Consider the following 23928-nt stretch of genomic DNA (forward strand, 5'->3'; position numbering starts at 1 on the left):
GCGGCTTCAGGATGAAGTGCCACCGACGAAGTCGAGCAGGTCCTGGTTGAGCTCATCAGCGTGGGTGATGAAGACGCCGTGCCCCGCGCCGGGGTACTCCTTGTAGATGTTGTCCGGCACCAGCTTGGCCAGCCGCCGCCCGCAGAGATCGATCGGAGCGGAGGCATCGGCGTCACCGTGGATGATCAAGGCCGGCACCTGGAGCGCGACGGCCTCCTCACGCAGATCGGTGGAAAACCCTGTCTTGACCACCTCGACGGCCGCCTTGGCCGAGCAGTCGAGACACCTCTGCACCGTCCACTCCACGAGCTCGGTGGAGATCTTGTTGCCCAGGTGCGTCGCGAAGAACGCCTGTGCGTTCTGGGCCATCCACCTCGGGCGGTCTCTGCTCCGCTCCGCCAGTACGGCGTCGAAGATGTTCTGGCCGATCCCCTCCGGGTTGTCCGGCGCCCAGGCCATCAACGGGGCGGTGACCGACATCAGTACCACCCGGCTCACTCGGTCATAGCCGTGGCGGGACAGGTAGCGGATCACCTCCCCACCGCCCATCGAGTGTGCCACCAGGGTCACTTCGCGGAGGTCCAGGTGCTCGAGCAGCGCCGCGAGATCATCGGCGAGCGTGTCGTAGTCGAAGCCGTGGCCGACCCAGTCCGAGCGGCCGTGCCCCCGCTTGTCGAAGGCGACGCAGCGCAGGCCCGCTTCGGACAGCGGGAGCATCTGGAACTCCCATGAGCTGCTGCTGAGCCAGGCCCCGCTCACGAACACCACCGGCCTGCCCTGTCCCCAGTCGGTGTAGAACAGGTTTGTCCCGTCAGAGCCTTCGAAGTACGGCATGGGCGTGTCCTTCCTGGACGATGAGGTGTCGCTGCGTCTGGGAAGGACTCTCGTCCATCGGAGGTCACACCGTCGATTACTCCCGACGTAACGAGCGGCGCGGACTCAGGCCTGGTCCGTCCCGTCCGTCCCGTCCGACGGGTGGGGAAGCAACGGGAACAGCCGGGTGATGAGGGCCACCGGACGGGCGCCCTCGGGCCGCGCCAGGGGGCGTTGTCCGCGGTCCTGGTAGGGGGCGAGTGCCCGTCGGACGGCGTCCGCGACCCGGCTCATCTCCTCGGGCGTCAAGTAGGCGATGGCGCTGAAGGCTTCGTCGTGGCGCCATGCGGCGGCGCTTGATCGCGTTGGGCGAGCCATCGCTGCCAGCTCTCGTCCTCCAGCCCTCGGGCCAACTCGCCGAACCGCTCCTCCGCGGGTGCGCCGGCGGTGGGGTTGCGCTGCCTCAGGCGCCAGGGGCGTGCGCGACCCCTACCCGGCTCTGCCACCGGAAGCGGAACGGGGTTCGCTGCGCCGGGTCACGGTGGTGGGGGAGGAGATCCTGAGCCGCACGTGCCAGGAGGCGGTCGCGTTCGGCACCACGGAACTGTCCGCGTTGATCGACGACATCTTCCTGGCGATGCATGTGGCCGATGGCGCCGGTCTGGCCGCCCACCAGGTAGGCGTCGACCTGCGGCTGTTCACGAGACTGACCATCTCTTCGGTCACACCTGTCTCGACCGACTGTCCGCGCGCGACCGCAAGGACGCGCTGCGACAGATGGCAGACCGTCGTGAGGATGTCTTCGCGCGACGCGCGATCAAGGCCGCCCGCTTGGGCCGGTGAGACGCTTGCTCTCGGCGGCGGCCCGCCCGGGGTGCGGCGGGTGCCGCCGCCCGGCAAGCGGGTGGCGCACCCACCCGCTTGCCCGGGCGACAAGGGACCCTGACCGAAGGGGCGTCAGCTGCCCGTGGACCGGACGGTGCCCATGATCTTCTTGATCTCGGCGGCTGTCAGCGCGTTCGGAACTCCCTGGTCCGCGTAGATCACCCAGCCGTGCATCGTGCCGTCGGGGAGCTTCTGCGCGATGCTGTGCACGACGGCCTTCGGCGGGACGCACGAGCTCGGGCGATGGGTGACCGTGACCTCCGCGGTCGCGGTGTAGCCGTCGATACCGCCGTGCTTCCACGGCTTGGCCTCCGTGACCTTGATCTTGGGCTTGTGGTCCTCACCTCCGTACGCGGCGAAGCCCCAGTTGCCCGCCCAGTTACGAGCGTTCTCCTGGAGGGTGCCGTCCTTGCCGCCGCCCGTGGTGCCGACGGTGGCGAGCTGCCCCTTGCCCGCCTCACCGAGTGCCTTCGGGTTGGGGCTCGACTTGCAGCCGCCCTCGCGGTAGTTGGCCGCTCCGGTCATGACGACGATCGGCTTGCCGCTCTTGTCCGTGTAGGAAAGGGCCGTGGCCTCCTCGAGGACCTTCCACTTCTTGGCCTTGGCGGGCACGTCGTAGCGGAAGTGGTGCTTCTGTCCGGCCTGCGTCTGCCATCCCGCGACCGACGGCTGATCGTCCGAGGGGTTCGCCGGGGCGGAGGACTGGGACGACCCCGCCGAGGGTGCCTTCGACCCCGCGGCGCCGGGGCTCTTGTCCGCGGCCTTGGTGTTCTTGTCCGTGGCACTGCCGGTGTCTTCGTTGCACCCGCTCAGGGTGACGGCGATACCGATGCCCACGGCCGCTATCAGGGTCTTCTTCGTTCGTCGGGACGGCATCCGGGTGGACTGCCGGTGCTGGGCGATGGGCTCGAGGATCTTTGGCTGAGACATGATCGGCACTCTAGGTGAACCGCACGTCCGCCCCTCCACCAGGTCGATGCCTACGGCGAGACGGATACGTGCTCGTGACAGATCGCTTAACTTGTGGCACGCGCGGCAGTGGTGCGGCTCACAGCTTTTCGAAGGGATCGTGCTCGGAGAGCAGCCTCTCGACCCGCGCCTGGTCGACCCGGCTGACGATCTGCCCGGCCTCCTGCCGGTCCCGGATCACCTTGGCCAGGGTGAAGGCCGAGGTCACCAGGTAGAGCACGGCGATGGCCAGGAAGCCACGGACCCAGGCGTCGGCGTTCAGCCGGAAGATGCCGATGGCGGTGGCCGCCATGGCGACGGAGAAGGAGGCGACGGCCTGACCGTAGAACGCGGCCGTACTCTGTTGCTTGACCGGTGTCTCACTCATGCGGACAAGAATCGGCGGACGCGGCGGGCCCCGCATCCGACCGGATACTCAGGTACATACTCAGACGTACTCAGAAATCAGGTGTCTGCCGCTCTTTCGTGGCTTAGGTACGCCTCCAGTTCGGCGGCCCCGGTCAGCATCGCCCGCCCGCGGGCGGACAGTCGGCCGTGCCAGTCGCACAGTGCGCCCTCCAGCGGCTCCAGCCCACCGGCCGCCCGCACCTGGGCGATCAGCGGGGCGATCCGCTCCAGCAGGTAGCCGCCCCGCCTGAGCTGGTGGGCCAGCCGGGCGTCCCGTACGTCGGCATCGTCGTAGACGCGGTACCCGGTCAGCGGGTCGCGGCGCGGGCGCACCAGTCCGGCGCGCTCCCATGCGCGCAGTGTCGCGGGCCGGATTCCGAGCTCTTCCGCCAGCGGCCCGATGAATGTGCCGCGGGGCGCGGACACCGCCGCGTCGGGTCCGGACGTCGTGGTGGGCGCCAGGTCGCGGAGGGCGCTCTCCACGGCCTGGAGGGTCCGGCGGTCGTCGAGGAGTTGGACGTGGCTCTCGTCGATGAGGCGGAACGCCTCCTCGGCCGCGCCCTCGTTCACCGCCCGCATGATCGACGTCGCCGTCCGGTGGCCGTGGCCGGGCACCAGGGCGAGGAACGCGCGCAGGGCCCGCGCGTGCAGCGAGGTATAGGTGCGGTAGCCGTGGGGGGTGCGAGCGGCGGCCGGAAGGATGCCGGCCTCCTCGTAGTTCCTGATCGCCTGCGTGGACAGACCGTGCCCGCGCGCCAGATCAACCGGCCTGAGCCGCTCACTACTTTGAAGGTTCCGTCCCATGGGCCTGACGATATCGCGGGAAAGTCTCAATCGAAAGTTCAACGATACCGTTGAAGGCATGGCTACCGACATCAAGAACACCGCCCATGCCGTCGAGGCCGCCGCCATCATGAGGCTGCTCCCGGCCCGGCCGCGGCTGCTCGCTCTGGGCGAGCCCACCCACGGCGAGGACACTCCGCTCGATCTCCGCAACGAGCTCTTCCGGCAGCTCGTCGAGCAGGAGGGCTACCGGACGATCGCGATCGAGAGCGACTGCGTGCTGGGCCTGGTCGTGGACGACTACGTCACCTCGGGCACGGGCACCCTCGACGACGTCATGGAGCACGGATTCAGCCACGGGTTGGGAGCGTCCGCGGCCAACCGCGAACTCGTGCGCTGGCTACGGGCGTACAACGACGGCCGGCCCGCGTCCGAGCGGGTCCGCTTCGCCGGTTTCGACGGCCCGCTGGAGATCACCGGGGCCGCGAGCCCCCGGCAGGCCCTCACCGCACTCCACGGCTACCTCGCGGCCCAGGTGGACGCGGACCTGCTGCCCTGCACCGCGGAAACCCTCGACCGCCTGCTCGGCGCCGACGACCGGTGGACCCCTCCCGACGCGATGATGGACCCGGCCCAGTCCGTGGGGCAGTCGGCCGAGGCCAGGGAACTGCGGCTGCTCGCCGACGATCTGGTGGCGCTGCTCGACGTGCAGACGCCGCACCTGATCACGGCGACCTCGCGGGACGACTGGGACCGGGCGCGCCTGTACGGGCGCACCGCCACCGGTCTGCTGCACTACCACTACTGGATGGCCGACACCTCACCGGCCCGTATGACGTGGCTGGTGAGCCTGCGGGACCGGATGATGGCCGACAACCTCCTCGCCGTCGTGGAACGGGGCCCGGTACTGGTCCACGCCCACAACGCCCATCTCCAGCGGGACAAGAGCACGATGCGTATGTGGGACCAGCCGCCGCTGGAGTGGTGGAGCGCCGGCGCGATCGTGGGCGCCCATCTGGGCGAGGACTACGCCTTCCTGGCCATGGCTCTCGGCACGATGCGGCATCAGGGAGTGGACACCCCGCCACCGGACACCGTCGAAGGACTCCTGTACGCGCTCCCGGAGGACCGCTGCGTCGTCGACACTCCCCGGCTGGCCACCGCCCTGGGCGACTCCCGGCCCGACCCCCGTGTGTCCCCCTACTTCGGCTACTTCCCACTCGACCCGGCCCACCTGGCCGGATACGACGGGATCGTGTTCGTCAAGGACGTTCCGCCGCGCCCGGGTTCGGAACCCCGTTGATCGTTTATGCGTTGGGCCGTGTGGTCCACGAGCAAAGGAGCGAGACCGCATGGCTGCCACGCTGGACGAGATCACACGAACCTGGCTTCATGAACCCAGGTTCTGGCAGGTGTCCACCCTGAATCCGGACGGGTCACCACAGTTGACACCGATGTGGGCCGATCTGGAGGACGGCCTGATAGTGATCAACACTTCGGTCGGCCGGGTCAAGGAGGAGAACCTGCGGCGCGACCCGCGGGTGTCACTCTGCTGTATGGACACCGAGAACCCGTATCACCGGGTGGAGGTCCGGGGCCGCGCCGTCCGCTTCGTTTCGGGAGAGCCGGCCGTGCGCGTCATGGACCGTCTCGCGCAGAAGTACCTCGGCACGGAGACGTTCCCCTGGCTGATCCCCGGCGAGGTGCGCGTGGCGGTCTACATCGAGCCGCACCACGTCCACCGTGTTGTCGGCGTCGAGAAGTTCCGGCCCGGAGTGCTGCCGGACGCGTGAGGGCGGGCGGCCGCAGCAACATCAACAAGCCTCCGCACATGCCTACTTCTTGTCGTATATTGAGCGAATGAGCTCACCTGACCCGGAGCCCCGACCTCCGCTCACACTGGTCGGCAAGATAGACAACGCACTGGCGATACTGCTCATCATCGGTATGGCCTACGGGGTGTTCTGGCTGCTCTCAAGCCTGGCCTCGTCCTACATAGGGTTGTTCACCTGACGCGCCTGGGCTGGTCGGTGGCAGTCGCTCAGGCGTTGTCGTGCGCGTCGACGTTCGCGAGGTAGCGGGCGCGCGCGACGCGGATCCGGGCGAACCACGTCGCGTGCCGCCGGATCTGCCGTTTCTGGAGTTCGGCCTCGGTCCTCCACCAGATGCGGACCACGGACGTACGGTGCTTGCAGGCGACATCACTCCGAGCCGTGGCGATCTCGGTGCCCGAGGGGGATTCCCCTTTCCACCGGGGGTCGTTGTTGGCCGTCATCGGGTCCGGGTAGCGGAACCCCTTGGCACGCATGCACGCGCTCCAGCGCGCGAACGCCTTCGTCACGTCCGGATGACGTCTGGAGCGCTCGTAGGCACCTTCCGCGATGCGGTCCAACCGACCGAAGTCGACTTTGGGCACGTTCCGCAGCAACTCGCGCTCCGCCCGCTTCTCGCAGCCCGACGTGCCGTCCTTGCCGTAGGCGGCCGCCCGCTCCTTCGGGGTGAGTCCCCCCTCGCGCCGGGTGATCCAGGCCTCGGCGGCTTCGGAGCGGGGATCGGGCAGGGGGTGGTAGCCGTACCTCTTGGCAGGCTCCGGTTCGATCAGCCCGTACCGGCCGCGGTTCGGCCAGGACTCGGCGCCACGATCGGGCAGCCGGGGCCAGTGGAACCCCCTGCGCGCCATGCAGGACCCGATCAGACGGTCCTGCGCCACCACGATGCGTGCCACCTGAGGGCCGTCGAGGGTGTAGGCGTCGAGGGGGAGGACGAGGTTTCTCACCTCCCGTGTGGGGGCCGGGGGCCGGGGTGTGTGCCGCCCGGGGCTTCCGGCGGGGTCGGCTCCGCCGCCGGAGCATCCAGCGGCGACCAGACACACGGTGGCCACGGCGGCCGCGGTGGCCGGGCGAGCAGGCATCACGCATCAGCTCCCTGGAGTGGGCCACGGGGGCGCCTCACGTGGTACGCCACATGAGGCGCCCCGGCGGAATCAGGCGTCAGTTGCACCACTTGTACAGCGAGCTGGTCTTGTACCCGACGTTGTTGTTGGCCAGGTTGGCGTCCCAGCTCCACGGCTTGAAGGTGTTCTTCCGGCCCCGGTTCCAGTAGTCCGTCCACAGGGTCCAGTAGCAGCCGCGGGTGAGGTTCTTCACCGAGCGGATGTGATCATTGACCTTTCCCCCGTTGTTGAAGTGGTTGTCGGACAGCTTCATGTCCGATGTGCAGAACTTTTTGTAGCCACCGGTGTAGCTCGTGTACTGATACGCGTGAAGCGGCGCGGGGCACGCCGCCGAAGCGGTCGCGGTGCCGCGTGCGTGATCCGGTGCGGCCGGGCTGGCGCCCGCCGTCGGCGCCAAGAGGAACGCGCCGACAACCGCCATGGCCCCCGCGCCCAGTCCGAGCCTCATCTGCTGCCTCATCACAGGTTCGCCCCTTAGGTCGTGAGCCGACACCGTCGGCTCGATGTGATCCTGCCGATCGGGGCGACGGGTTGTCGTTCGCGGTGGACGACAGGTGCTTGGCGCCGCGTGCCACTCTGGTGGCGCGGGGCGCGCCTGCCGTCACGCTCAGCACGCTGACCTCATCACCGCCTACTGCGGAGGAATGCGGAAGTGCCCGTCCTGGATCAACAGCTGATCTGCTCTCCACCGTGCCTTGCCCGAGCGCAGAGTGGCGTCGCCGCCGCGCTCTGGCACTACACGGCCACACAGGTGGCCAAGCCGTACTACGTGCGCGGAAGCATCCCGGACCCGGACCAGGCCGCGGTGATCGTCGCCCTGTGGACCGGCCCTGCGGCGCGGGAGAAGACGAGTCTCTTCTTCCTCGTCCCGCTCGTATCCGGCGGTCTGCCGGTTCCGGCGGTGCGGGTCGTGGCGGGGATGTTGCGGCTGCGCCGGGGAACGCACCTCTTCGGCACCACCGGCCGCCGCTTCGACGGCAGGCCCGTTCTCAACGGCAGTGATCTGGTCGAAGGACGGGCGTTGCCGTGCCTGTGCGGAGGGATCGGTGGGCAGCCGGGGCCGCGGGGTTTCTCCTTCGAGCGGCCGGGAGAGCTGAAGCGCTACCACTGAGCGGTCGGCCGACGGTGCGCCGCCCCCGGAGTGGTGGCGGGCCATGGCTACCGTGCTTTCAGGAGATGCGGCCTGCGCTCGGGACCCTTTCAGCCACGGGCACGGGGCCGGGCGGTGCGCCGTCGCCGAAGGGACGCCCGCCCAGTTCCTCTCGTCCGTGCGGGGCCGACCAGCCGGAGAGGTCGGGGCCGAGCGGGACGATACGCCGTGGGTTGATGTCGGTATGGACCTGGTAGTAGTGCCGCTTGATGTGGTCGAAGTCCACCGTGTCGCCGAAGCCCGGGGTCTGGAAGAGGTCGCGGGCATAACCCCACAGGACCCGGTCCTCGGCCAGCTTGTTCCGGTTGCACTTGAAGTGGCCGTGATAGACCGCGTCGAAGCGGACCAGCGTGGTGAACAGCCGGATGTCGGCCTCGGTGACGGTGTCGCCGACCAGGTACCGCTGCGTGGACAGCCGCTTGGACAACCAGTCCAGGCGGGCGAAGAGGCGCTGGTACGCGGTGTCGTACCTGCCCTGCTGCTCGGCGAAGCCCGCCCGGTAGACGCCGTTGTTCACATCGCGGTAGACGACCTCCATCACCTCGTCGATTTCGTCGCGGTGCTCCTGGGGGTAGAGGTCCGGCGCGCCCTGGCGGTGCAGGGCGGTCCACTGGGTGGCGAGATCGAGGGTGATGCGCTGGTAGTCGTTGGTGACCAGCTTCCCGCTGGGGATGTCGACGATCGCGGGCACACTCACCCCGCCCGGGTAGCCGGTCTCACGTGCGTCGTACGCCTCGCTGAGGAACGCGATGCCCAGCACCGGGTCCCTCTCCTGCGCGTCCAGGGTGAAGCGCCAGCTCCGCTCGTCCTGGATGGGGTCGACGATCGCCAGGGAGAGGACTGGCTCCAGGCCGAGGAGCCTTCGCGAGATCAGCGCCCGGCCGGCCCAGGGGCAGGCCCGGCTGCCCACCAGCCGATAGCGGCCGCCCTCGACCGGCCAGCCGTCCCGGCCGTCGGCCGTGATCCGGTCGGAGAAGTGCGGAGCGGATCGGGTGAATTCCTGCTCATCACGAGGTGTCTCCTGGTCACCGTCATGCAACGTGGCCACCTCCCGAAGAAGTACGTGGACGTTCTCGGTCTGCCGGTGCGTATTCCACCCGGCCTGACACCCAACCTGTTCCACCCGGTCTTCCGTCGAATGGCCGCCAGGCCCCACCCCGACCGTCGCAGGGTGGGCGCCGTGCGCTACGCGGCTTTGCCGAGTTGGTCGGCGAGGTCGGCCAGGCCGTCAGCGTACAGGTCGAACCGGTCCGAGGAGATGGGCGGGTCGCCGACGGGGCGGGCGACGTAGGCGGTGCGCAGGCCGAGGTCCTGCGCACCACGCAGGTCCCAGGCGTGGGCGGCGACCATCAGCAGCCGCTCCGGCGGTCGTCCGGAGACGGTGACGGCCAGCCGATAGACCGCCGGGTCCGGCTTGTAGTCCGGACGTCTTCGGCGGACAGCGCCTGGTGCCAGCGCAGTCCGGCGTGGGCGTTGAGTTCCAGCAGTGCCGTCCGGCTCGCGTTGGAGAGTCCGATCAGCGGGAACCGTTCGGCGAGCCGGGCGAGCCCCGCCGCGGTGTCGGGCCACGGCGGGACCCGGCGGCCTGAGAGGGCCAGCGCCGCTACGGCGGTCGGGTCGTCGACTCCGGCGGCGTCGGCCACGAGCCGGGCGGCTTCCCGGTCGAGGACGTCGCTGGTGAGGTAGGGCCGGGCGCCGTCGAGCATGAGTCGTTGCTGGCGGTCGATGTGCTGCTGCCACAGCGACAACAGCTCCTCGACCCCGGGATCGTCGAGCGACGGGTCGAGTGCGCGAATGCCCGCGCGGATACCGGCGGGTTCGTCGACGAGCGTGCCGAGCACATCGAACACGACCGCATCGATCTCTGGCTCTGACATGGAGAGGTCTCCTGGACGAAGCGGGGGGTAGGAAAAGTGGCTGTCGGCCGAACACGGCCGGAAGCCACCCTCATTCCCGGCCCGGAGCCCTAGAGACGGCGTGCCGCGACAACCGCCGAACTGACCGGTGTGGTGAGTACTTCCGTGGCGTCGAGGGCTGGATGAGTGAGGTAGAACAGGCGCAGCTCATCCACTTCGCCCTCGAACCGAGGCGGCCAATGGGGCGAGGGGGTGAAGTCGTCCAGGATGAGAAGGCCACCGGGGGCGAGCTGCTCGACGACCCCCTGGGGGTCGTCACGCTTGCCCCCGCCGTCGCAGAAGAAGACGTCGAAGGGGGCATGCCGCTCGAGCAGCCGCCAGTCCCCGGTGAGCACGCTGACGCGCTCGTCGTCCGCGAAGACACCGGCCGCTCGACGGGCCAGCTCCTCGTCACGCTCCACGGTGACCAGGCGCGCACCGGCGCCGAGGCCACTGTGCAGCCAGGCGGTGCCCACCCCCGAGCCGGTGCCGCTCTCCGCAATGATCCCGTGGGGTTTCGCGGCCGCGGCCAGCCTGAGCAGCCTGCCCACTTCAGGGATGGAACTCTTCTCGAACCCCGCCTCGGAGGCGATACGCTCCGCGGCCACCACGCGAGGCGGAATCACACGTTCTGCCATGATCAGGACCCCCCTCTCCGTGACCATGACGCTATCCGCCGGCGGAGGTGTCCGCACGAAGTCCGGCCAGAAGTCGGAATCGGCGCGCGGCCGGGGACAGGGGGCAGCCTCATTCCCGTGCCGAGACCGTCACCGTGACCTGGCCGGAGCCACCGGGCCGCGTCCGCACGCGGACCGTGCCCCGCTCTCCCGCCGGCACGGCAGACGGCCGGACCACCGCCGCGCCCTGAACCGACACCCGCCATCCCACGGCCGTGGGGGGAGTGGACAGCTCGCTGACGCCGGACCGTCCCGGGGAGTCGTAGACAAGGCGGTAGGTGCGCGCCGCGGGGTCATAGCCCTGCCGGCGCACCGAGCCTGCGACGGCAGGGGCGAAGGGACGCGCGGTCTGCTCCTTGTGGGGGCCGAAGCGGCCGTTCTCACCGACGGCGCAGTACCCGCCGCCGTAGCACCACACATAACCCGCCCAGCCGGAGCTGTAGCGGTCCAGGGAGGCGAGGGCCTCACCGTAGAAGCGCGCCATGTCGGGGGCGCTCAGCGCCTCGGCGCCGCGGTGTGTCTTGTCCTCGACGTTCCAACCGCGCAGGGTGAGCGTGCGCCCGCGGTCGTCGGTGAGCGGCGGCGGTAACGGCGGGGACAACCGCGGCGTGTCCCCGCTCCTGCCGCGCCCGGTGAGAGCAGCGCGAAGATGACCGCCAGGGCCGATCCCGCCTGGACCGTTGAATCCGCACCCGGCCATGGTCCCCACCCTTCACCTCGACTTCTCCCCTCGGCTCAGCCCTTCACCGCGCCCGAGGTGAGCCCCTGGACGATATGGCGACTGGCGAAGGCGAACAACAGCATCGTGGGCACGATGGTGAACACGGCCGCCGCTGACATCGAGCCCCAGTCGATGTTGAAGCTGGAGATGAACCCGTTGAGGGCCGTGGGGACGGTCTTGTTGCTGTCGCTGTTCAGCAGCGTCACCGACAGGAACAGCTCGTTCCAGCAGTTGACGAAGTTGAAGATGAACGCGGCGATGATGCCCGGCTTCATCACGGGAAGGAGCACCCGGAACAGGGCGCCGAACCGGGACAGCCCGTCGATCATTGCCGCTTCCTCCAGGGCGTCCGGGATGTTCTCGAAGAAACCGCGGAGCATCACCGTGCAGAACGGGATGCACACGGCGATGTAGACGAGGATGAGCCCGAGCCGGTTGTCGACCAGCTGGAGGTCGGTCATCAGAAGGTACAGCGGGCCCAGGGCGATGAAGGACGGGATCATCTGGGTGACCAGGGCGGCCATCAGCAGCGCGGACTTGGTGCGGAACTCGAAGCGCGCCAGTACGTACGCGGACAGCATCGAGACGGCGGTGGCGACCGCGCCGGCGACGGTCGCGACGATGAGGCTGTTGGTGAGGTAGGTCCCGAAGTCGGCCTTGCCGAACAGTCCGCGGTAGTTCTCCAGCGAGAAGTGCTCGGGCCAGTACGCGATCGGGAAGGCGAAGATGTCGCCGGGCGCCTTCAACGAGGTGATGGCGATCCAGTAGAGCGGGAAGACGGTGAACACCAGCCACAGCCCCAGGAAGGCGAACCGGGTGGTCCGGCCGGCCGCGGTCGGTTTGCCGATCATGGCTTCACCCCTCGCTTCTCGCGCGTGGCCAGCAGGAAGAACACCGCGAACACCAGCAGGGTGGCGACGACGAGCAGGCCGAGCGCGGAGGCCCTGCCGTAGTCGCCCTGCTGAGTGATCTTGATCATCCAGGTGGTCACGATCTGTGTCTCGTTGTTGGGCCCGCCGCCCGTCATCCCGAAGATCAGGTCGGGGAAGTTGAAGATCCAGATGATCCGCAGCAGCACGGTCAGGGCCAGGGTGGTGCGGATGCAGGGGATGGTGACCTGGAAGAGCGTGCGCGTCTTGCCCGCGCCGTCCAGGGCCGCCGCCTCGTACAGCTCGTCGGGGACCGACTGCAACGCGGCCAGGATCATGATGGCGAAGAAGGTGACGCCGTACCAGATGTTGGCGATCAGTACGGCGATCATCGCCGTCTTCGGATCGGCCAGCCAGGCGATGGGCTCGTCGATGAGCCCGGCCTTCTGCAGCAGGTCGTTGACGACGCCGAACTCGCTGTTGAACATCCAGCGGAACAGGATGCCGATGAGGAACCCGGAGATCGCCCAGGGAAAGAAGACCAGCGCCTGGTAGAGGCCGCGGAAGCGGAACCGGCGGCGCAGCCAGAGAGCGAGCGCGAAGCCGATCACCAGCTGGGGCACGATCGAGCCGAACACCCAGAGGAAGGAGTTGCTCAGAATTGTTCCCCAGATGGGGTCGCCGAAGACATCACCGAAGTTCTTCAGGCCCACCCAGGAGGTGTCGGTCAGATCCGTCAGCTTCCAGTTGCGGAAGGCCATCTGGCTGCCGGCGACCATCGGGTAGTAGGTGAAGACCGCCACGAAGACGGCGGCCGGTGCCAGATACGCGGCGATCAACAGGCCGCGGCGCGCGGTGAACTCCCGCCGCCGGCGGCCGCGTGCCCGTCCCTGAGCGGGCGGGGCGCCCTTCTTGACGGAAGGGCGCTTCGCCACCTTCGTGATCGCGGACACGGCGGGCATGTCTACTTCTCCCGCTGCCACTTCTTGGTCCAGTACGCGTCCCAGCCGGCCAGCAGCTCCTTGGGCGACATCTTGCCGAGCACCATCTTCTGCACATCGGCGTCGGCCTTCTGCTCCCACTCGGTCCACCACGCCACGCCGCGCGGCTGGCTCACATTGAGGTACTTTTCCGGGTGCTCGGTCATGGTGACGTAGCTGGACCAGGGGCCGGTCCTGTAGAACGGGTCGTCGATCGCCGACTTGAGGATCGGGACCAGGCTGTTCTTCTTGGTGAAGGACGTCGACGCCTTGCCCTGGGAGAGGAACTGCACCAGCTTGACGGCCGCGGCCTTGTGCTTGCTGCCGCCTGCGACCCCCCACCCGGCGGTGGCCAGCGGCTGGACGGTCTTGCCGCCGGGACCGGCCACCAGAGGGGCGGTGTCCCACTGGTCCTTCGCGATCGACTTGGACTCCGAGACGGTGGCGATCACTTCGGGGTCCTGGAGCAGGAAGCCCGTGGAGCCGTTGGAGAAGCCCTCGACCATCTCCGGGTAGCCCCAGGAGACCGACGACTTGGGGGACGCCTCCTTGAACAGCTTCAGGTACGTCTTGAGGGCGTCCAGTGCCTCGGGCGCGGAGAAGATGGTCTTGCCATTGGTGAGCTTGTAGCCGTTGGTGGTGTCGACCTTGTCGGCGACGTACGCCTCGATCACGGCGGTGGCGTTGCTGTTGGCGTTGGCGCCGCCGCGGAAGGCGTAGCCGTACCGCCGCTTCGCCGGGTCATGGATGGCGGTGGCCTGCTCCAGCAGATCGTCCCAGGTGGCCGGCGGCCTGCTGAAGCCGGCGTCCTTGATCAGGTCGGTGCGGTAGAACAGGCTCAGTCCGTAGAAGCCGTACGGAACGAAGTAGGTCCTGCCCTTGGTGTCCTCGGAGGCCTTGACGGCGTTCTGCGTCATGGCCTTCCAGCCCTTCCAGCCCCCCAGGTCCTTCTTCATGTCGTAGAGCCACCCGTTGTTCGACCACGAGCCGACGGTGATGTCCCGCACCTCGAGGACGTCGACACCGCTGCCGGACTGGAGCATCTGCTGGATCTTCTGGTCGGCCTGCTCGGTGGGCGGTGAGATCAGATTGACCTTGATCTTGGGATTCCGCTGCTCGAAGTCCGCTATGAGGTTCTTGATCAGGTCGCTCCGGGCCGGGTTCGTCAGGCTCTCGACCATATTGAGGGTGACCGTTCCGTTCTCACCGGGGCTCATGGTGGAACAGCTGGTCAGGACCATCGTGGCGGCTGCGCCGAGGGCGAGAGCTGCCGTCCTTCTCTTCATCGTGCCGACCTCTTCCTTGGGTGACGGCCGCGCTGGCAGCGGCTTCGGGACGGGGGGTGGGGGCGTGCCGCGCGTCGCTACGGCGCGCCGTGGCGCCCGCGGGCCGAAGTGGCCCACTCGCCGAGAACGGGGACGCAGGACTCGGCGAAGTACTCGTAGTCGGCGGCCGTGTTGTAGACATGTGCGGACAGCCGCAGGTACCCGACGCCGCCGAAACTGGTGAAGGCCGCCTCCACGCCCAGCTCCCCGGCCACCCGGTCGCGCAGGTCGTCGGCCTCGACGCGGCTGGCGGCCAGGCCCGCGGGCAGCCGCACCAGCCGCATACCGGGGACCGGCATGCCGACATCGACCGTGCCGCCGACACCGGTCAGTTCGGCGAACGCGGCACCGACGACCTGCTCGGCGTAGCCGGCCAGGTCGTCCATGTAGCGGCGGGCGGTCTCCCAGCCCCAGGTGTGCTCGATGAAGCCGAGCGCCGTCGGCGCCGCGAGATAGCCGGTGGCGTCCAGCGTGCCCTGCTGGTCGAAGCGGTCGGGGTACGGGTCGGCGGCGCTCCACGAGTCGATCAGCGGGTGGAGCTCCTCACGCAGCGGGCCGCTGGCCACCAGCGCCGCGGTGCCGCGCGGCGCGCAGCCCCACTTGTGCAGGTTGCCGACCCAGAAGTCGCACATCACACCGGAGAGCGGGGCGGCGATCAGCCCAGGGGCGTGCGCACCGTCCACCAGCAGCGGGATGCCGCGCCGCCGGGCCTCGGCGCCGATCCGGTCCACCGGCATCCGGCGCGCGGTCACGGAGGTGATGTGGTCGAGGACGATGAGACCGGTGGCCTCGCTCAACTCGGCCATCACCGCCTCGTACGCCCGCTCCTCGTCCGCGGCCAGCGGCACCCTGGCGGTGCGCACCCGGCCGCCCCAGCGGCGCGCCAGCCGCTCGGCCCCCATGGTGACGGCTCCGTAGCCGTGGTCGGTGACGACGATCTCCCCGCCGGGGCGCGGGTCGAGCGCGGCGTAGACGGTGCTGACGCCCGCGCTCGCGTTCGGCACCAGGGCCAGGTCACCGGGGGAGACCCGCAGGAAGGCCGCGAGTTCGACCCGGGCGTCGGCGACGCGTTGCGGCAGCGCCGGGAACCACACCACGGGGGAGCGGTCCATCTCTTCGCGCAGCTGGTTCTGCCGCTCCTGCGCCACGAGCGGAACCGCCCCGAACGAACCGTGGTTGAGATGCCGCAGGGCGGGGTCCAGCGACCAGGCCCGGGCGGCGGGCCGGCCGTCGGCCAGCAGCAGGGGGCGCGGCGCGGTGGTGACCTCGGTCTCGCTCACATGACTCCCCATCCACAGGATCCGACCTATGAGAGACCGGATCGTGACCAGGACATGTATGATGACTCCGCATGCTGGCACAGGGTGTCTTGCTCAAACAAGGGGCGTGCATAGGTAGTCATCAGATGAATTCTGGCCGATGCCTGTAAGGCATCTGATGACTCCGATGACCGGCGGTGTCCGCTGAATCGCTACAGTGCACCGAGGCCGGTCGGCGAGGCCGTCGGTCCCGTCAGGGAGGAGTCGGATGTCAGCGGTCGACAAGGCGTTCCACGGCCTACGGCACATGATCGCGTCGGGGCGCCTCGGCGCGGGCCAGCGCATTCCGCCCGAGGCGGACCTCTGTGAGGAACTGGGCGTCTCGCGGGGGTCATTGCGTGAGGCCGTGCGGATGCTCGCCGCCCTGGGAGTGATCGAACCGCGCCACGGCTCCGGTACCTTCGTCTCTCCGCTCAGGCCGGAGGACATCATCGGCAGCCTTTCGCTGACGCTCGAACTGCTGCCGCTGACCGGTCTGCTGGAGGTCTACGAGATCCGGCGGGTGCTCGAGGCCCATATCGCGGCGAAGGCCGCCGCCCGTGCCACCCCGGAAGCGGTGGGGACGCTCTTCTCCCTGATCGAGGCCATGGAGGCGACCGACGACCCCACCGAGGCCTCCGAACTCGACCACCGCTTCCACGCCGAGATCGCCCGGATCGGCGGCAACCCGACCCTCGTCTCCCTGCTCGCCGTCTTCCGCGCCCGATCCCGCAAGTACCAGGTCTTCAACCTCCCCGATGGCCCTGAACTGCGGCGCAAGAGCGACGAGGACCACCGTGTGCTGGCCCAGGCGATCGCCGACCGGGACCCCGGCGCCGCGGCCGGCGCGGCCGAGGCCCATGTCGCCCAGACCGAACGGTGGCTGCGCGCCTACATGCCGCCCATCGAGGAGAACAACGCCCCCGACTGAGTCACGCCCGGGGCGGGCCGTAGGCGCGAGCGGTGCGCCCGCCCGTGCCCCGACGCCGTCAAGGCCGGGTGTTGTCCTCGGCCGGGTTGCACAGTTCGAAGACAACTTCCCCGGCGTCGGTGCGGGCGCCGTGCGCGGGCCGCACCGTGGCGCCCGTCCACACCAGGTGGGGTGCGATGCCTATGATCCGGCAGGGCACCACGAAGTCCTCGGGGAAGCGGACCAGCGCTTGGCTGCGCACCGGTCCGGTGCCGCGCTGAACGACCCGGGACTGCATCACGACGCCCGGCCCCGCACTGTGCTCCGTCTTCAGATCGCTCGACGCGCAGACCGGGCACAGCAGCCGCCGGAACGACGCGGTGGCGCACCAGCGGCACCGCTGATAGGCGAATCCCGTATCGGCTTCCGTCGGCGTCATGACGCCGATCCCGCTGCTGGACATCTCTGACATCCCTCGGCCCTCCGCACTCGCACGGCGCGCGCCGGGCGGTGGCCACGGCGTCTCCGTAGCGTATGACACTCAGTGCCGTGAAATAAAGATACCGAGTGCCATTCGATGGAGATTCAGTCGTCCCGCAGGGCCGATTCCACCTGCTGGATGACGCGCCACATGGGGGCGCCCTTCGGCGCGACCATGACGATGACCTCGTCCTCCGCGGAGTCGGGGGCAGACGGCTGCGCTGCCTCGCCCCACATGTGTCGTACGAGATCGAGCGCCTGGTCCACGGCGGCCTCGGCGTCGCCGTCGCCGCCCGAACGCAGCCAGGAACGCAGCCCGTTGTTGTGCGCGGCCACCACGGACGCGGCGACGACCTCGGCGCGCAGTGCCCCCTGCGCGGCACCGCCCCAGCGCCGGCGCAGATACCCGGCGAGTGTGCGCTCGTAGCGGCGCACGACGGACAGCTCGTACGTCCGCAGACCCGGCACCTCACGGGTCAGCCGGTAGCGCTGCACGGAGAACTCGGGGTCCGCGGCGTACATCCGCAGTACGAGCCGGGCGGCGTCGCACACCACGGCGACCGCATCGCGTTCGTCGCCCACGGTGTCGAGGAACGCGGTCATGTCGGCCAGACAGCTTTCGTGGTCCGGGAAGACCGCGTCCTCCTTGGACGGGAAGTACCGGAAGAAGGAGCGCCGCCCGACCCCGGCCCGCGCCACGATGTCGTCCACGGTCGTCCGCTCGAAGCCGCGCTCCAGGTACAGCTGGAACGCCGCCTCGGCCAGCGCCTCCCGCATGGGTGCCTTCTTCTGTGCCCCGGTGACGTCGCCCGCCTCGCTCATGCCGGGAACGTAGCATCGCGAGGACCCTCTTGGCACTACGTACCTTTACAGAGGGAACTGAGTGCCATACGTTGGCGCTCTTAGGACACTCTGAGCGAGGAGAGCCGGCGTGAGCTTGAGGATCGTTGTCTGTGTGAAGTACGTGCCCGACGCCACCGGCGACCGGCACTTCGCCGAAGACCTGACCGTCGACCGTGACGACGTGGACGGCCTGCTCTCGGAGCTGGATGAGTACGCGGTCGAGCAGGCCCTGCAGATCGCCGACGACTACGACGGTGACGGTGACGCGGAGATCACGGTGCTGACCGTGGGTCCGGAGGATGCCAAGGACGCGCTGCGCAAGGCGCTGTCCATGGGTGCGGACAAGGCGGTGCACGTGGAGGACGACGGTCTGCACGGCACGGATGTGCTGGGCACGTCGCTGGTGCTGGCCAAGGCGGTGGAGAAGGCCGGTTACGACCTGGTGGTCTGCGGTATGGCGTCCACGGACGGGACGATGGGTGTGCTTCCGGCGCTGCTGGCCGAGCGGCTGGGTGTTCCGCAGGTGACCCTGCTGTCGGAGGTCTCGGTCGAGGACGGCACGGTCAGGGGCCGCCGGGACGGTGATACGGCCACCGAGCAGCTGGAGGCGTCGCTTCCGGCGGTGGTGTCGGTGACCGATCAGTCGGGCGAGGCGCGTTACCCGTCCTTCAAGGGGATCATGGCGGCGAAGAAGAAGCCGGTGACCTCCTGGGGCCTGGAGGACCTGGAGATCGACGGGGGCGAGGTCGGTCTGGAGGGTGCCTGGACCGCGGTCGACTCCGCTGCGGAGCGTCCGGCCCGCACCGCGGGCACGATCGTCAAGGACGAGGGCGAGGGCGGTAGGCAGCTCGCCGAGTTCCTGGCGGGCCAGAAGTTCATCTGAGCCGCGCCGTCCCTACCGCCCCCGACATCTCGCATTTCGCAGGAGAGCGATTCCCATGGCTGAAGTCCTTGTCTTTGTCGATCATGTGGACGGTGCCGTCCGCAAGCCCACTCTGGAGCTGCTGACCCTGGCCCGCCGTATCGGTGAGCCGGTGGCGGTGGCTGTGGGCGCCGGTGCGCAGGCCACTGCCGCCACCCTCGCCGAGTACGGCGCGGTCAGGGTTCTGACCGCCGAGGCGCCGGAGTTCGCCGACTATCTGGTGGTCCCGAAGGTGGACGCGCTGCATGCCGCGTACCAGGCGGTGTCTCCGGGCGCGGTGCTGGTGCCGTCCTCCGCGGAGGGCAAGGAGATCGCGGCCCGGCTGGCGCTGCGCATCGGGTCCGGCATCATCACCGACGCGGTTGATCTGGAGGCGGGTCAGGAGGGTCCGGTGGCGAGCCAGTCGGTCTTCGCCGCCGCTTTCACCACCAGGTCCCGGGTCTCCAGGGGCACGCCGGTGATCACGGTCAAGCCCAACTCGGCCGCTCCGGAGGCCGCCGCGGCCGCGGCTACCGTGGAGCCGTTGAGTGTTTCCTTCTCCGGGCAGGCCAGGGGGACGAAGGTGACCTCGCGTACGGCGCGTGAGTCGACCGGGCGTCCGGAGCTGACGGAGGCCGCGATCGTGGTTTCCGGTGGCCGTGGTGTGGGGGGTGCGGAGAACTTCCCCGTGGTGGAGGCGCTGGCCGATGCGCTGGGTGCCGCTGTGGGTGCGTCGCGTGCGGCGGTGGACGCGGGCTGGTATCCGCACACCAGCCAGGTGGGTCAGACGGGCAAGTCGGTCTCGCCGCAGCTGTACATCGCGGCGGGTATCTCCGGTGCGATCCAGCACCGTGCCGGTATGCAGACCTCGAAGACGATCGTGGCGATCAACAAGGACGCCGAGGCCCCGATCTTCGATCTGGTCGACTACGGCGTGGTCGGCGACCTCTTCGAGGTCGTCCCGCAGCTCACCGAAGAGGTCAAGACCCGCAAGGGCTGATCCCCGGCCGCGTGCCGCGGCCGCCGTCCCGTACGTCGATGCCCGCCCCGGAACGCGGGGCGGGCAGGCCGCGGTCGGCCGCAGGCTGATGAACACGGGGCGAGACGGCTCGCTGGCCGCCGGGTGGGGTTGTCAGCCCGAGGTCTTCGCCCAGCCTCGGTCGACCATCTCCCTCGCCCTCTCCAACTGCGCGTCCGTGGGGAATTGCGGTGTCCCCTCGACTGTCGGCAGCTTCGCGGCGGCGGCCTCGTCGAGGGTGCCGTCCTTCTCCATGGCGTCCAACAGCACGGGGCGGGCGTAGCCGTCGAGCCGGAGGTTCCCGCCCTCGGGGCTGAAGAGGTACTCCTGCCACAGACGGGCAGCCGCCGGGTGCGGCGCCCGCTTGTTGACCGCCAGCGCGTAGTATTGGGCGAAGCTGCCGTCGAAGGGGATCGCGACCTGCCAGTTCACACCCTTGCCGTGGAACTGGTCGGCGTAGGCGAGGTTGACGTAGTCCCAGTCGATGCCGATGAGCGTCTGACCGCTCTCGACCGCGGCCGAAGTGGACTCGGCGGGGTTGAAGTTGCCTCTCTTCTTGAGCTTGGCGAAGAAGTCGAGACCGGGCCGGATGTCATCGAACGACCCCTCGTTCGCCAGGGCGGCCGCGTACACACCCGCGAAGGCGGCACCGGACCGGGTCGGATCGCCGTCCAGCGAGACCTTGCCCTTGTACCGGGGTTTCAGCAGATCGGCGAAGGTCCGGGGACAGATCTTGACGCGCTTGGCGTTGCAGCCGATGGAGATGTAGCCCCCGTAGTTGTTGGCCCAGCGGGCCTGTGGGTCCTTCTGACTGCTCGGGATCGAGTCGTACGCGGTGACCTTGTAGGGCGCCAGCAGGTTCCGCCGGGCCGCCGCCCGCGCGAAGGTGTCCGCCACATCGATCACGTCGGGGGCACGGCGACCTCTCCCACCCTTCCGCACGGCGTCGATCTCGTCCTGGCTGGAGCCCTGCGGATTGGCCACCGAGACCTTGATTCCGTACTTCTTCTCGAAGCCGTCGATCAGACCTCCGTAGTTGGCCCAGTCGCGCGGAAGCGCGATCGCGTTGAGCCTGCCCTCGCCCTTCGCCGCGGCGATCAGCGCGTCCATGCCGCCCATGTCGTCGGCGGAGGTGGCCACCGACGGCTTCGCGGGCGGGGCGGTCGGTGTCGCCTCGCACGCGGTCAGGACCACCAGGAGGGTGAGGCAGCCGCAGAGGGCCGCTGCTCGGGCACGAGGTGCGGTCACGATGGCTCCAGAAGACGGGACACAGGAACGAGCGCTATCACCGGTCGGCTCCTGGCCGCGGCAGGCACGTCGGGTCACCGGAGTGAATGATTCGGCGCGAGCGACGCCGCGCGGCTCCAACCCTCACCAGGCCGTGTCGTCCCCCGGGCCGAGCAGGAGGTCGCCCATGCCCTCCGCGGTCGGCGGGCCGCCGTCGTGGAGGGATTGCTCGGCCCAGATGACTTTGCCGGTGGGGGTGTAGCGGGTGCCCCAGCGCTCGGTGAACTGGGCGACCAGGAAGAGTCCGCGGCCGCCTTCGTCAGTGACCTTGGCCAGCCGCAGGCGGGGCGATGTGCTGCTGCCATCGGAGACCTCGTAGATCAGGGTGCGCTCACGGAGCAGCCGTACGGTGATGGGCTCGGTGCCGTAGCGGATGGCGTTGGTGATCAATTCGCTGAGGATGAGCTCCGCCGTGAGGGCGATCTCCTCCAGGCCCCACTCCGCCAGCCGGCGGACGCAGGCGGTGCGCACCGGGGCCACCGCCGCGGGGTCACGGGGCACGTCCCACTCGGCGATCCGCGAGCGGTCGAGCCGACGGGTGCGGGCCACCAGCAGCGCGGTGTCATACCTGGGCTGGGCGGGCAGCATGGCCTCGATCACCGCGGCGCAGGTGGCCTCCGGATCGCGGTCGGGCCCGGCCAGGGCGCCACGCAGGGCCTCCAGACCGGCGTCCGGAGCGCGCCCCTGGAGCAGCCCGTCGGTGTAGAGCACCAGCCGGGAACCCTCCGGCACCGTCAGCTCGGTGCTCTCGCAGGGCAGGCCGGCGCCCAGGCCCAGCGGCGGGGAGACCGGCACCGGAGGGAAGGTCACGGTTCCGTCGGGGTGGACCACCGCCAGCCCCGGGTGGCCGGCGGTGGCGGCGGACACCTGTCCGGAGGTGGGATCGTAGATGGCGTACTGGCAGGTGGCCCCGGTGATTCCCGGCTCGTCCCCGGCGTCGGCCTCCTCGGCGTCGATCTGGGCCACCAGCTCGTCCATCCGGCCCAGCAGCTCCTCCGGAGGCATGTCCAGGACGGAGAAGTTGTGAACGGCGGTGCGCAGCCGGCCCATGGTGGCCGCCGCGTGCAGGCCGTGGCCGACAACATCACCGACCACCAGGGCCACCCGGACGCTGGACAGCGGGATGACGTCGAACCAATCGCCGCCCACCCCGGCCCGGGCCGGCAGATAGCGGTAGGCCACATCGAGGGCCGGCTGCTCGGGCAGCCCGCGCGGCAGCAGGCTGCGTTGCAGGGCGACGGCCGTGGTGTGCTCGCGGGTGTACCGGCGGGCGTTGTCGATGCACACCGCTGCCCGGGCGGCCAGTTCCTCGGCGAAGAACACATCCTCCTCCTCGAACGGCGGAGAGGTGCCCATCCGCCAGAAGTGCGCCATCCCGAGCAGCACCCCGCGGGCCCGGAGCGGCACCACGACCAAGGAGTGGATGCCGTAGCCCAGGACACGCCGGGCGCGTTCCGGGTCCTGGGCCCGCCAGCCGTCGCAGGTGCTCAGGTCGGTCACGAGGACCGCCCGGCCGGCGGACACCGCCGCGGCGCTGGGGTGGTGGGCAGCGAACTGGATCAGCTCGCCGACCGGGTAGAGGGGAGGGTCACCTGTCAGGCCGACGACGGCGGTGCGGCGCATCTCGGCGTTCGCGTCGGACGGCTCCTCGCCGTGCAGGACCGGGTCCAGGAGCTCGACGGTGACGACGTCGGCGAACGGGGGGACCGCCGCCTCCGCCAGTTCCTCGGTGGTGCGCGTGACATCCAGCGTGGTCCCGATCCGCACCCCCGCGTCGTAGAGCAGCCTCAGCCGTTCGCGGGCCAGCTCGGCCCTGCCGGAGAGAGCCAGCAGCTCGGTGGTGTCCCGTAGCGTCACCACGCTGCCGACCGGTCCCCGGGGAGTGGTGAGCCGCTTGTTGACCGCCAGCAGCCGGTCGGCCGCCAGATGAACCTCATCGGTGGCCGGGCGACCGGAGGTCAGCATCCCGGCGAGGTCCGCCCCCAGTCCGAGACCGGTGACCTGGCGCCCCTCCGCGTCCTCCGGCAGGTCCAGCAGCCGCCGTGCCTCGTCGTTGGCCAGCAGCAGCCGTCCGTCGCCCCCGATGATGAGCACCCCCTCCCGCACCGCGTGCAGAACCGCGTCGTGATGCTCGTACATGCGGGTCATCTCGGCCGGGCCCAGACCGTGGGTCTGCCGTCGCAACCGGCGGCTCACCAGACCCGCCCCGCCCGCGGCGACGGCCAGAGCTCCGGCGGCGCCCCCGATCAGCACCGGCAGCTGCCGGTTCACCCCCTGCTGCACCGTCCCGACCGTGACGGGGGCGGCGACAATGGCGACAACCGAGCCGTCGGTGTCCTTGACGGGGACCGCGGAGACCACGGAGAGGCCCAGCGATCCTTGGAATGTCCTGGTGAAGGGCTTGCCGGCCGCCGCCTCCGCGTAGGGGCCGATGATGTGTTTGCCGATCTGACGCGGGTCGCTGTGCGTGAGGGTGATCCCGTCCACCCGGTACACGATGATGGCGTCGACGCCGGCGGCCTTCCGGGCCGCCTCGGCACGCGGCTGGAGCACCGCGGTCGGGTTGGGGCGGTCCAGTGCCGTCAGGAGCCCCGGGGCATTCGCGAACGCCTGTGCGGCGGCGAGCGTCCGGTGCCGGGCATCCGTCATGCTGTCGTGTCGGACCTGCACAACAAGAGCAATCAGTGCGGCGGCGACGAGCAGCACCACGACCGTCAGTTGCAGAAGGAACACCTGGCCGGCCAGGCTGCGCATGCTCACGAGGGAGTGCAAGCCCCTCAGCAC

23 protein-coding genes and 4 pseudogenes are annotated in these 23928 nt (G+C 69.5%); 8 read left to right on the forward strand and 19 right to left on the reverse strand.

The genetic code is table 11. The features are described from left to right. Positions 1-6 precede the first annotated feature (6 nt). Positions 7-834 (reverse strand): alpha/beta fold hydrolase, encoded by an 828-nt coding sequence (locus tag HUT19_RS34885; RefSeq protein WP_176184362.1) that lies wholly within the window; start codon positions 832-834, stop codon positions 7-9. A gap of 105 nt (positions 835-939) precedes the next feature. Continuing rightward, positions 940-1301, reverse strand: a pseudogene (locus HUT19_RS34890) (ArsR family transcriptional regulator); the annotation flags it as partial. Here HUT19_RS34890 and HUT19_RS34895 point away from each other — a divergent pair. Continuing rightward, positions 1292-1656: pseudogene (locus HUT19_RS34895) on the forward strand (peptide deformylase). The pseudogenes HUT19_RS34890 and HUT19_RS34895 sit on opposite strands and share 10 nt — an antisense overlap. 114 nt (positions 1657-1770) lie before the next feature. On the opposite strand, the gene HUT19_RS34900 reads toward HUT19_RS34895, so the two are convergent. From HUT19_RS34900 to HUT19_RS34910, 3 genes are all read right to left on the reverse strand, one after another. Next, entirely contained in the window at positions 1771-2628 is an 858-nt protein-coding gene (locus HUT19_RS34900; RefSeq protein ID WP_254885943.1) for a hypothetical protein, read from the reverse strand. Positions 2629-2746: 118 nt separating this feature from the next. Then, entirely contained in the window at positions 2747-3034 is a 288-nt protein-coding gene (locus HUT19_RS34905; RefSeq protein ID WP_176184364.1) for a YiaA/YiaB family inner membrane protein, read from the reverse strand. 77 nt (positions 3035-3111) lie between these two features. Further along, on the reverse strand, positions 3112-3858 hold the full coding sequence (locus HUT19_RS34910; RefSeq protein WP_176184366.1) for a TioE family transcriptional regulator: 747 nt from the start codon (positions 3856-3858) through the stop codon (positions 3112-3114). A gap of 58 nt (positions 3859-3916) precedes the next feature. Here HUT19_RS34910 and HUT19_RS34915 point away from each other — a divergent pair, with 58 nt between their 5' ends. The 3 genes from HUT19_RS34915 (at position 3917) to HUT19_RS34925 (ending at position 5850) form a co-directional block, all read left to right on the forward strand. Then, positions 3917-5140 carry an erythromycin esterase family protein gene (locus HUT19_RS34915; protein WP_176184368.1) on the forward strand — a complete coding sequence of 408 codons (1224 nt, stop codon included), beginning with the start codon at positions 3917-3919 and terminating at the stop codon, positions 5138-5140. A gap of 49 nt (positions 5141-5189) precedes the next feature. After that, positions 5190-5630 carry a PPOX class F420-dependent oxidoreductase gene (locus HUT19_RS34920; RefSeq protein WP_176184370.1) on the forward strand — a complete coding sequence of 147 codons (441 nt, stop codon included), beginning with the start codon at positions 5190-5192 and terminating at the stop codon, positions 5628-5630. Between the two features lie 67 nt (positions 5631-5697). Then, on the forward strand, positions 5698-5850 hold the full coding sequence (locus HUT19_RS34925) for a hypothetical protein (RefSeq protein WP_176184372.1): 153 nt from the start codon (positions 5698-5700) through the stop codon (positions 5848-5850). A gap of 28 nt (positions 5851-5878) precedes the next feature. Here HUT19_RS34925 and HUT19_RS34930 read toward each other — a convergent pair whose 3' ends face one another. Further along, a complete protein-coding gene (locus tag HUT19_RS34930; RefSeq protein WP_176184374.1) occupies positions 5879-6748 on the reverse strand; it encodes a hypothetical protein in 870 nt (289 codons plus the stop codon). Positions 6749-6827: 79 nt separating this feature from the next. Then, entirely contained in the window at positions 6828-7250 is a 423-nt protein-coding gene (locus HUT19_RS34935) for a hypothetical protein (protein ID WP_254885944.1), read from the reverse strand. A 192-nt stretch (positions 7251-7442) separates the two neighbouring features. Between HUT19_RS34935 and HUT19_RS34940 the strand changes: the two genes are divergently transcribed. Continuing rightward, positions 7443-7901 (forward strand): hypothetical protein, encoded by a 459-nt coding sequence (locus tag HUT19_RS34940; RefSeq protein ID WP_176184376.1) that lies wholly within the window; start codon positions 7443-7445, stop codon positions 7899-7901. Between the two features lie 58 nt (positions 7902-7959). On the opposite strand, the gene HUT19_RS34945 is transcribed toward HUT19_RS34940, so the two are convergent. The 8 genes and pseudogenes from HUT19_RS34945 to HUT19_RS34980 form a co-directional block, all read right to left on the reverse strand. Continuing rightward, positions 7960-8979, reverse strand: coding sequence for a glutathione S-transferase family protein (locus HUT19_RS34945; RefSeq protein ID WP_176187656.1), 1020 nt, complete (start codon positions 8977-8979; stop codon positions 7960-7962). Positions 8980-9125: 146 nt separating this feature from the next. Beyond that, positions 9126-9817, reverse strand: a pseudogene (locus HUT19_RS34950) (haloacid dehalogenase type II). An 89-nt stretch (positions 9818-9906) separates the two neighbouring features. Beyond that, positions 9907-10479, reverse strand: coding sequence for an O-methyltransferase (locus HUT19_RS34955; RefSeq protein ID WP_176187658.1), 573 nt, complete (start codon positions 10477-10479; stop codon positions 9907-9909). 103 nt (positions 10480-10582) lie between these two features. Further along, a pseudogene (locus HUT19_RS34960) lies at positions 10583-11008 on the reverse strand (endoglycoceramidase); the annotation flags it as partial. Between the two features lie 239 nt (positions 11009-11247). After that, a complete protein-coding gene (locus HUT19_RS34965; RefSeq protein WP_176184380.1) occupies positions 11248-12084 on the reverse strand; it encodes a carbohydrate ABC transporter permease in 837 nt (278 codons plus the stop codon). Next, positions 12081-13064: a carbohydrate ABC transporter permease gene (locus HUT19_RS34970; RefSeq protein WP_176184382.1), complete on the reverse strand. Its 984-nt coding sequence runs from the start codon at positions 13062-13064 to the stop codon at positions 12081-12083. Before HUT19_RS34970 ends, HUT19_RS34965 begins: the two co-directional genes overlap by 4 nt. 2 nt (positions 13065-13066) lie before the next feature. Beyond that, a complete protein-coding gene (locus tag HUT19_RS34975; protein ID WP_176184384.1) occupies positions 13067-14368 on the reverse strand; it encodes a sugar ABC transporter substrate-binding protein in 1302 nt (433 codons plus the stop codon). 77 nt (positions 14369-14445) lie between these two features. After that, on the reverse strand, positions 14446-15687 hold the full coding sequence (locus HUT19_RS34980; protein ID WP_176184386.1) for an aminotransferase class V-fold PLP-dependent enzyme: 1242 nt from the start codon (positions 15685-15687) through the stop codon (positions 14446-14448). A gap of 247 nt (positions 15688-15934) precedes the next feature. Here HUT19_RS34980 and HUT19_RS34985 point away from each other — a divergent pair, with 247 nt between their 5' ends. After that, positions 15935-16636 carry a FadR/GntR family transcriptional regulator gene (locus HUT19_RS34985; protein WP_176184388.1) on the forward strand — a complete coding sequence of 234 codons (702 nt, stop codon included), beginning with the start codon at positions 15935-15937 and terminating at the stop codon, positions 16634-16636. A 58-nt stretch (positions 16637-16694) separates the two neighbouring features. Here the strand turns inward: HUT19_RS34985 and HUT19_RS34990 are convergent, their stop codons facing one another. Together HUT19_RS34990 and HUT19_RS34995 are read right to left on the reverse strand one after the other, a co-directional pair. After that, positions 16695-17078, reverse strand: a complete 384-nt coding sequence (locus HUT19_RS34990) for a Zn-ribbon domain-containing OB-fold protein (protein ID WP_176184390.1) — start codon at positions 17076-17078, stop codon at positions 16695-16697. 122 nt (positions 17079-17200) lie between these two features. Beyond that, positions 17201-17872: a TetR family transcriptional regulator gene (locus HUT19_RS34995; RefSeq protein WP_176187660.1), complete on the reverse strand. Its 672-nt coding sequence runs from the start codon at positions 17870-17872 to the stop codon at positions 17201-17203. Between the two features lie 154 nt (positions 17873-18026). Between HUT19_RS34995 and HUT19_RS35000 the strand changes: the two genes are divergently transcribed. After that, positions 18027-18821 (forward strand): electron transfer flavoprotein subunit beta/FixA family protein, encoded by a 795-nt coding sequence (locus HUT19_RS35000; protein WP_176179537.1) that lies wholly within the window; start codon positions 18027-18029, stop codon positions 18819-18821. Between the two features lie 55 nt (positions 18822-18876). Continuing rightward, positions 18877-19839: an electron transfer flavoprotein subunit alpha/FixB family protein gene (locus HUT19_RS35005; RefSeq protein ID WP_176184392.1), complete on the forward strand. Its 963-nt coding sequence runs from the start codon at positions 18877-18879 to the stop codon at positions 19837-19839. A gap of 132 nt (positions 19840-19971) precedes the next feature. Here the strand turns inward: HUT19_RS35005 and HUT19_RS35010 are convergent, their stop codons facing one another. Together HUT19_RS35010 and HUT19_RS35015 are read right to left on the reverse strand one after the other, a co-directional pair. Then, on the reverse strand, positions 19972-21054 hold the full coding sequence (locus HUT19_RS35010; protein ID WP_254886270.1) for an ABC transporter substrate-binding protein: 1083 nt from the start codon (positions 21052-21054) through the stop codon (positions 19972-19974). Positions 21055-21228: 174 nt separating this feature from the next. Then, positions 21229-23898: a SpoIIE family protein phosphatase/ATP-binding protein gene (locus tag HUT19_RS35015; protein ID WP_176187664.1), complete on the reverse strand. Its 2670-nt coding sequence runs from the start codon at positions 23896-23898 to the stop codon at positions 21229-21231. Between the last annotated feature and the right edge of the window lie 30 nt (positions 23899-23928).

This window comes from Streptomyces sp. NA02950 (assembly GCF_013364155.1).
Taxonomy (GTDB): domain Bacteria; phylum Actinomycetota; class Actinomycetes; order Streptomycetales; family Streptomycetaceae; genus Streptomyces.

Coding starts and splice junctions, on each gene's coding strand:
- HUT19_RS34885 (WP_176184362.1), bottom strand. CDS start 834: ATGCCGTACTTCGAAGGCTCTGACGGGACAAACCTGTTCTACACCGAC.
- HUT19_RS34900 (WP_254885943.1), bottom strand. CDS start 2,628: ATGTCTCAGCCAAAGATCCTCGAGCCCATCGCCCAGCACCGGCAGTCC.
- HUT19_RS34905 (WP_176184364.1), bottom strand. CDS start 3,034: ATGAGTGAGACACCGGTCAAGCAACAGAGTACGGCCGCGTTCTACGGT.
- HUT19_RS34910 (WP_176184366.1), bottom strand. CDS start 3,858: ATGGGACGGAACCTTCAAAGTAGTGAGCGGCTCAGGCCGGTTGATCTG.
- HUT19_RS34915 (WP_176184368.1), top strand. CDS start 3,917: ATGGCTACCGACATCAAGAACACCGCCCATGCCGTCGAGGCCGCCGCC.
- HUT19_RS34920 (WP_176184370.1), top strand. CDS start 5,190: ATGGCTGCCACGCTGGACGAGATCACACGAACCTGGCTTCATGAACCC.
- HUT19_RS34925 (WP_176184372.1), top strand. CDS start 5,698: ATGAGCTCACCTGACCCGGAGCCCCGACCTCCGCTCACACTGGTCGGC.
- HUT19_RS34930 (WP_176184374.1), bottom strand. CDS start 6,748: ATGCCTGCTCGCCCGGCCACCGCGGCCGCCGTGGCCACCGTGTGTCTG.
- HUT19_RS34935 (WP_254885944.1), bottom strand. CDS start 7,250: ATGAGGCAGCAGATGAGGCTCGGACTGGGCGCGGGGGCCATGGCGGTT.
- HUT19_RS34965 (WP_176184380.1), bottom strand. CDS start 12,084: ATGATCGGCAAACCGACCGCGGCCGGCCGGACCACCCGGTTCGCCTTC.
- HUT19_RS34970 (WP_176184382.1), bottom strand. CDS start 13,064: ATGCCCGCCGTGTCCGCGATCACGAAGGTGGCGAAGCGCCCTTCCGTC.
- HUT19_RS34975 (WP_176184384.1), bottom strand. CDS start 14,368: ATGAAGAGAAGGACGGCAGCTCTCGCCCTCGGCGCAGCCGCCACGATG.
- HUT19_RS34985 (WP_176184388.1), top strand. CDS start 15,935: ATGTCAGCGGTCGACAAGGCGTTCCACGGCCTACGGCACATGATCGCG.
- HUT19_RS34990 (WP_176184390.1), bottom strand. CDS start 17,078: ATGTCCAGCAGCGGGATCGGCGTCATGACGCCGACGGAAGCCGATACG.
- HUT19_RS34995 (WP_176187660.1), bottom strand. CDS start 17,872: ATGCGGGAGGCGCTGGCCGAGGCGGCGTTCCAGCTGTACCTGGAGCGC.
- HUT19_RS35005 (WP_176184392.1), top strand. CDS start 18,877: ATGGCTGAAGTCCTTGTCTTTGTCGATCATGTGGACGGTGCCGTCCGC.
- HUT19_RS35015 (WP_176187664.1), bottom strand. CDS start 23,898: ATGCGCAGCCTGGCCGGCCAGGTGTTCCTTCTGCAACTGACGGTCGTG.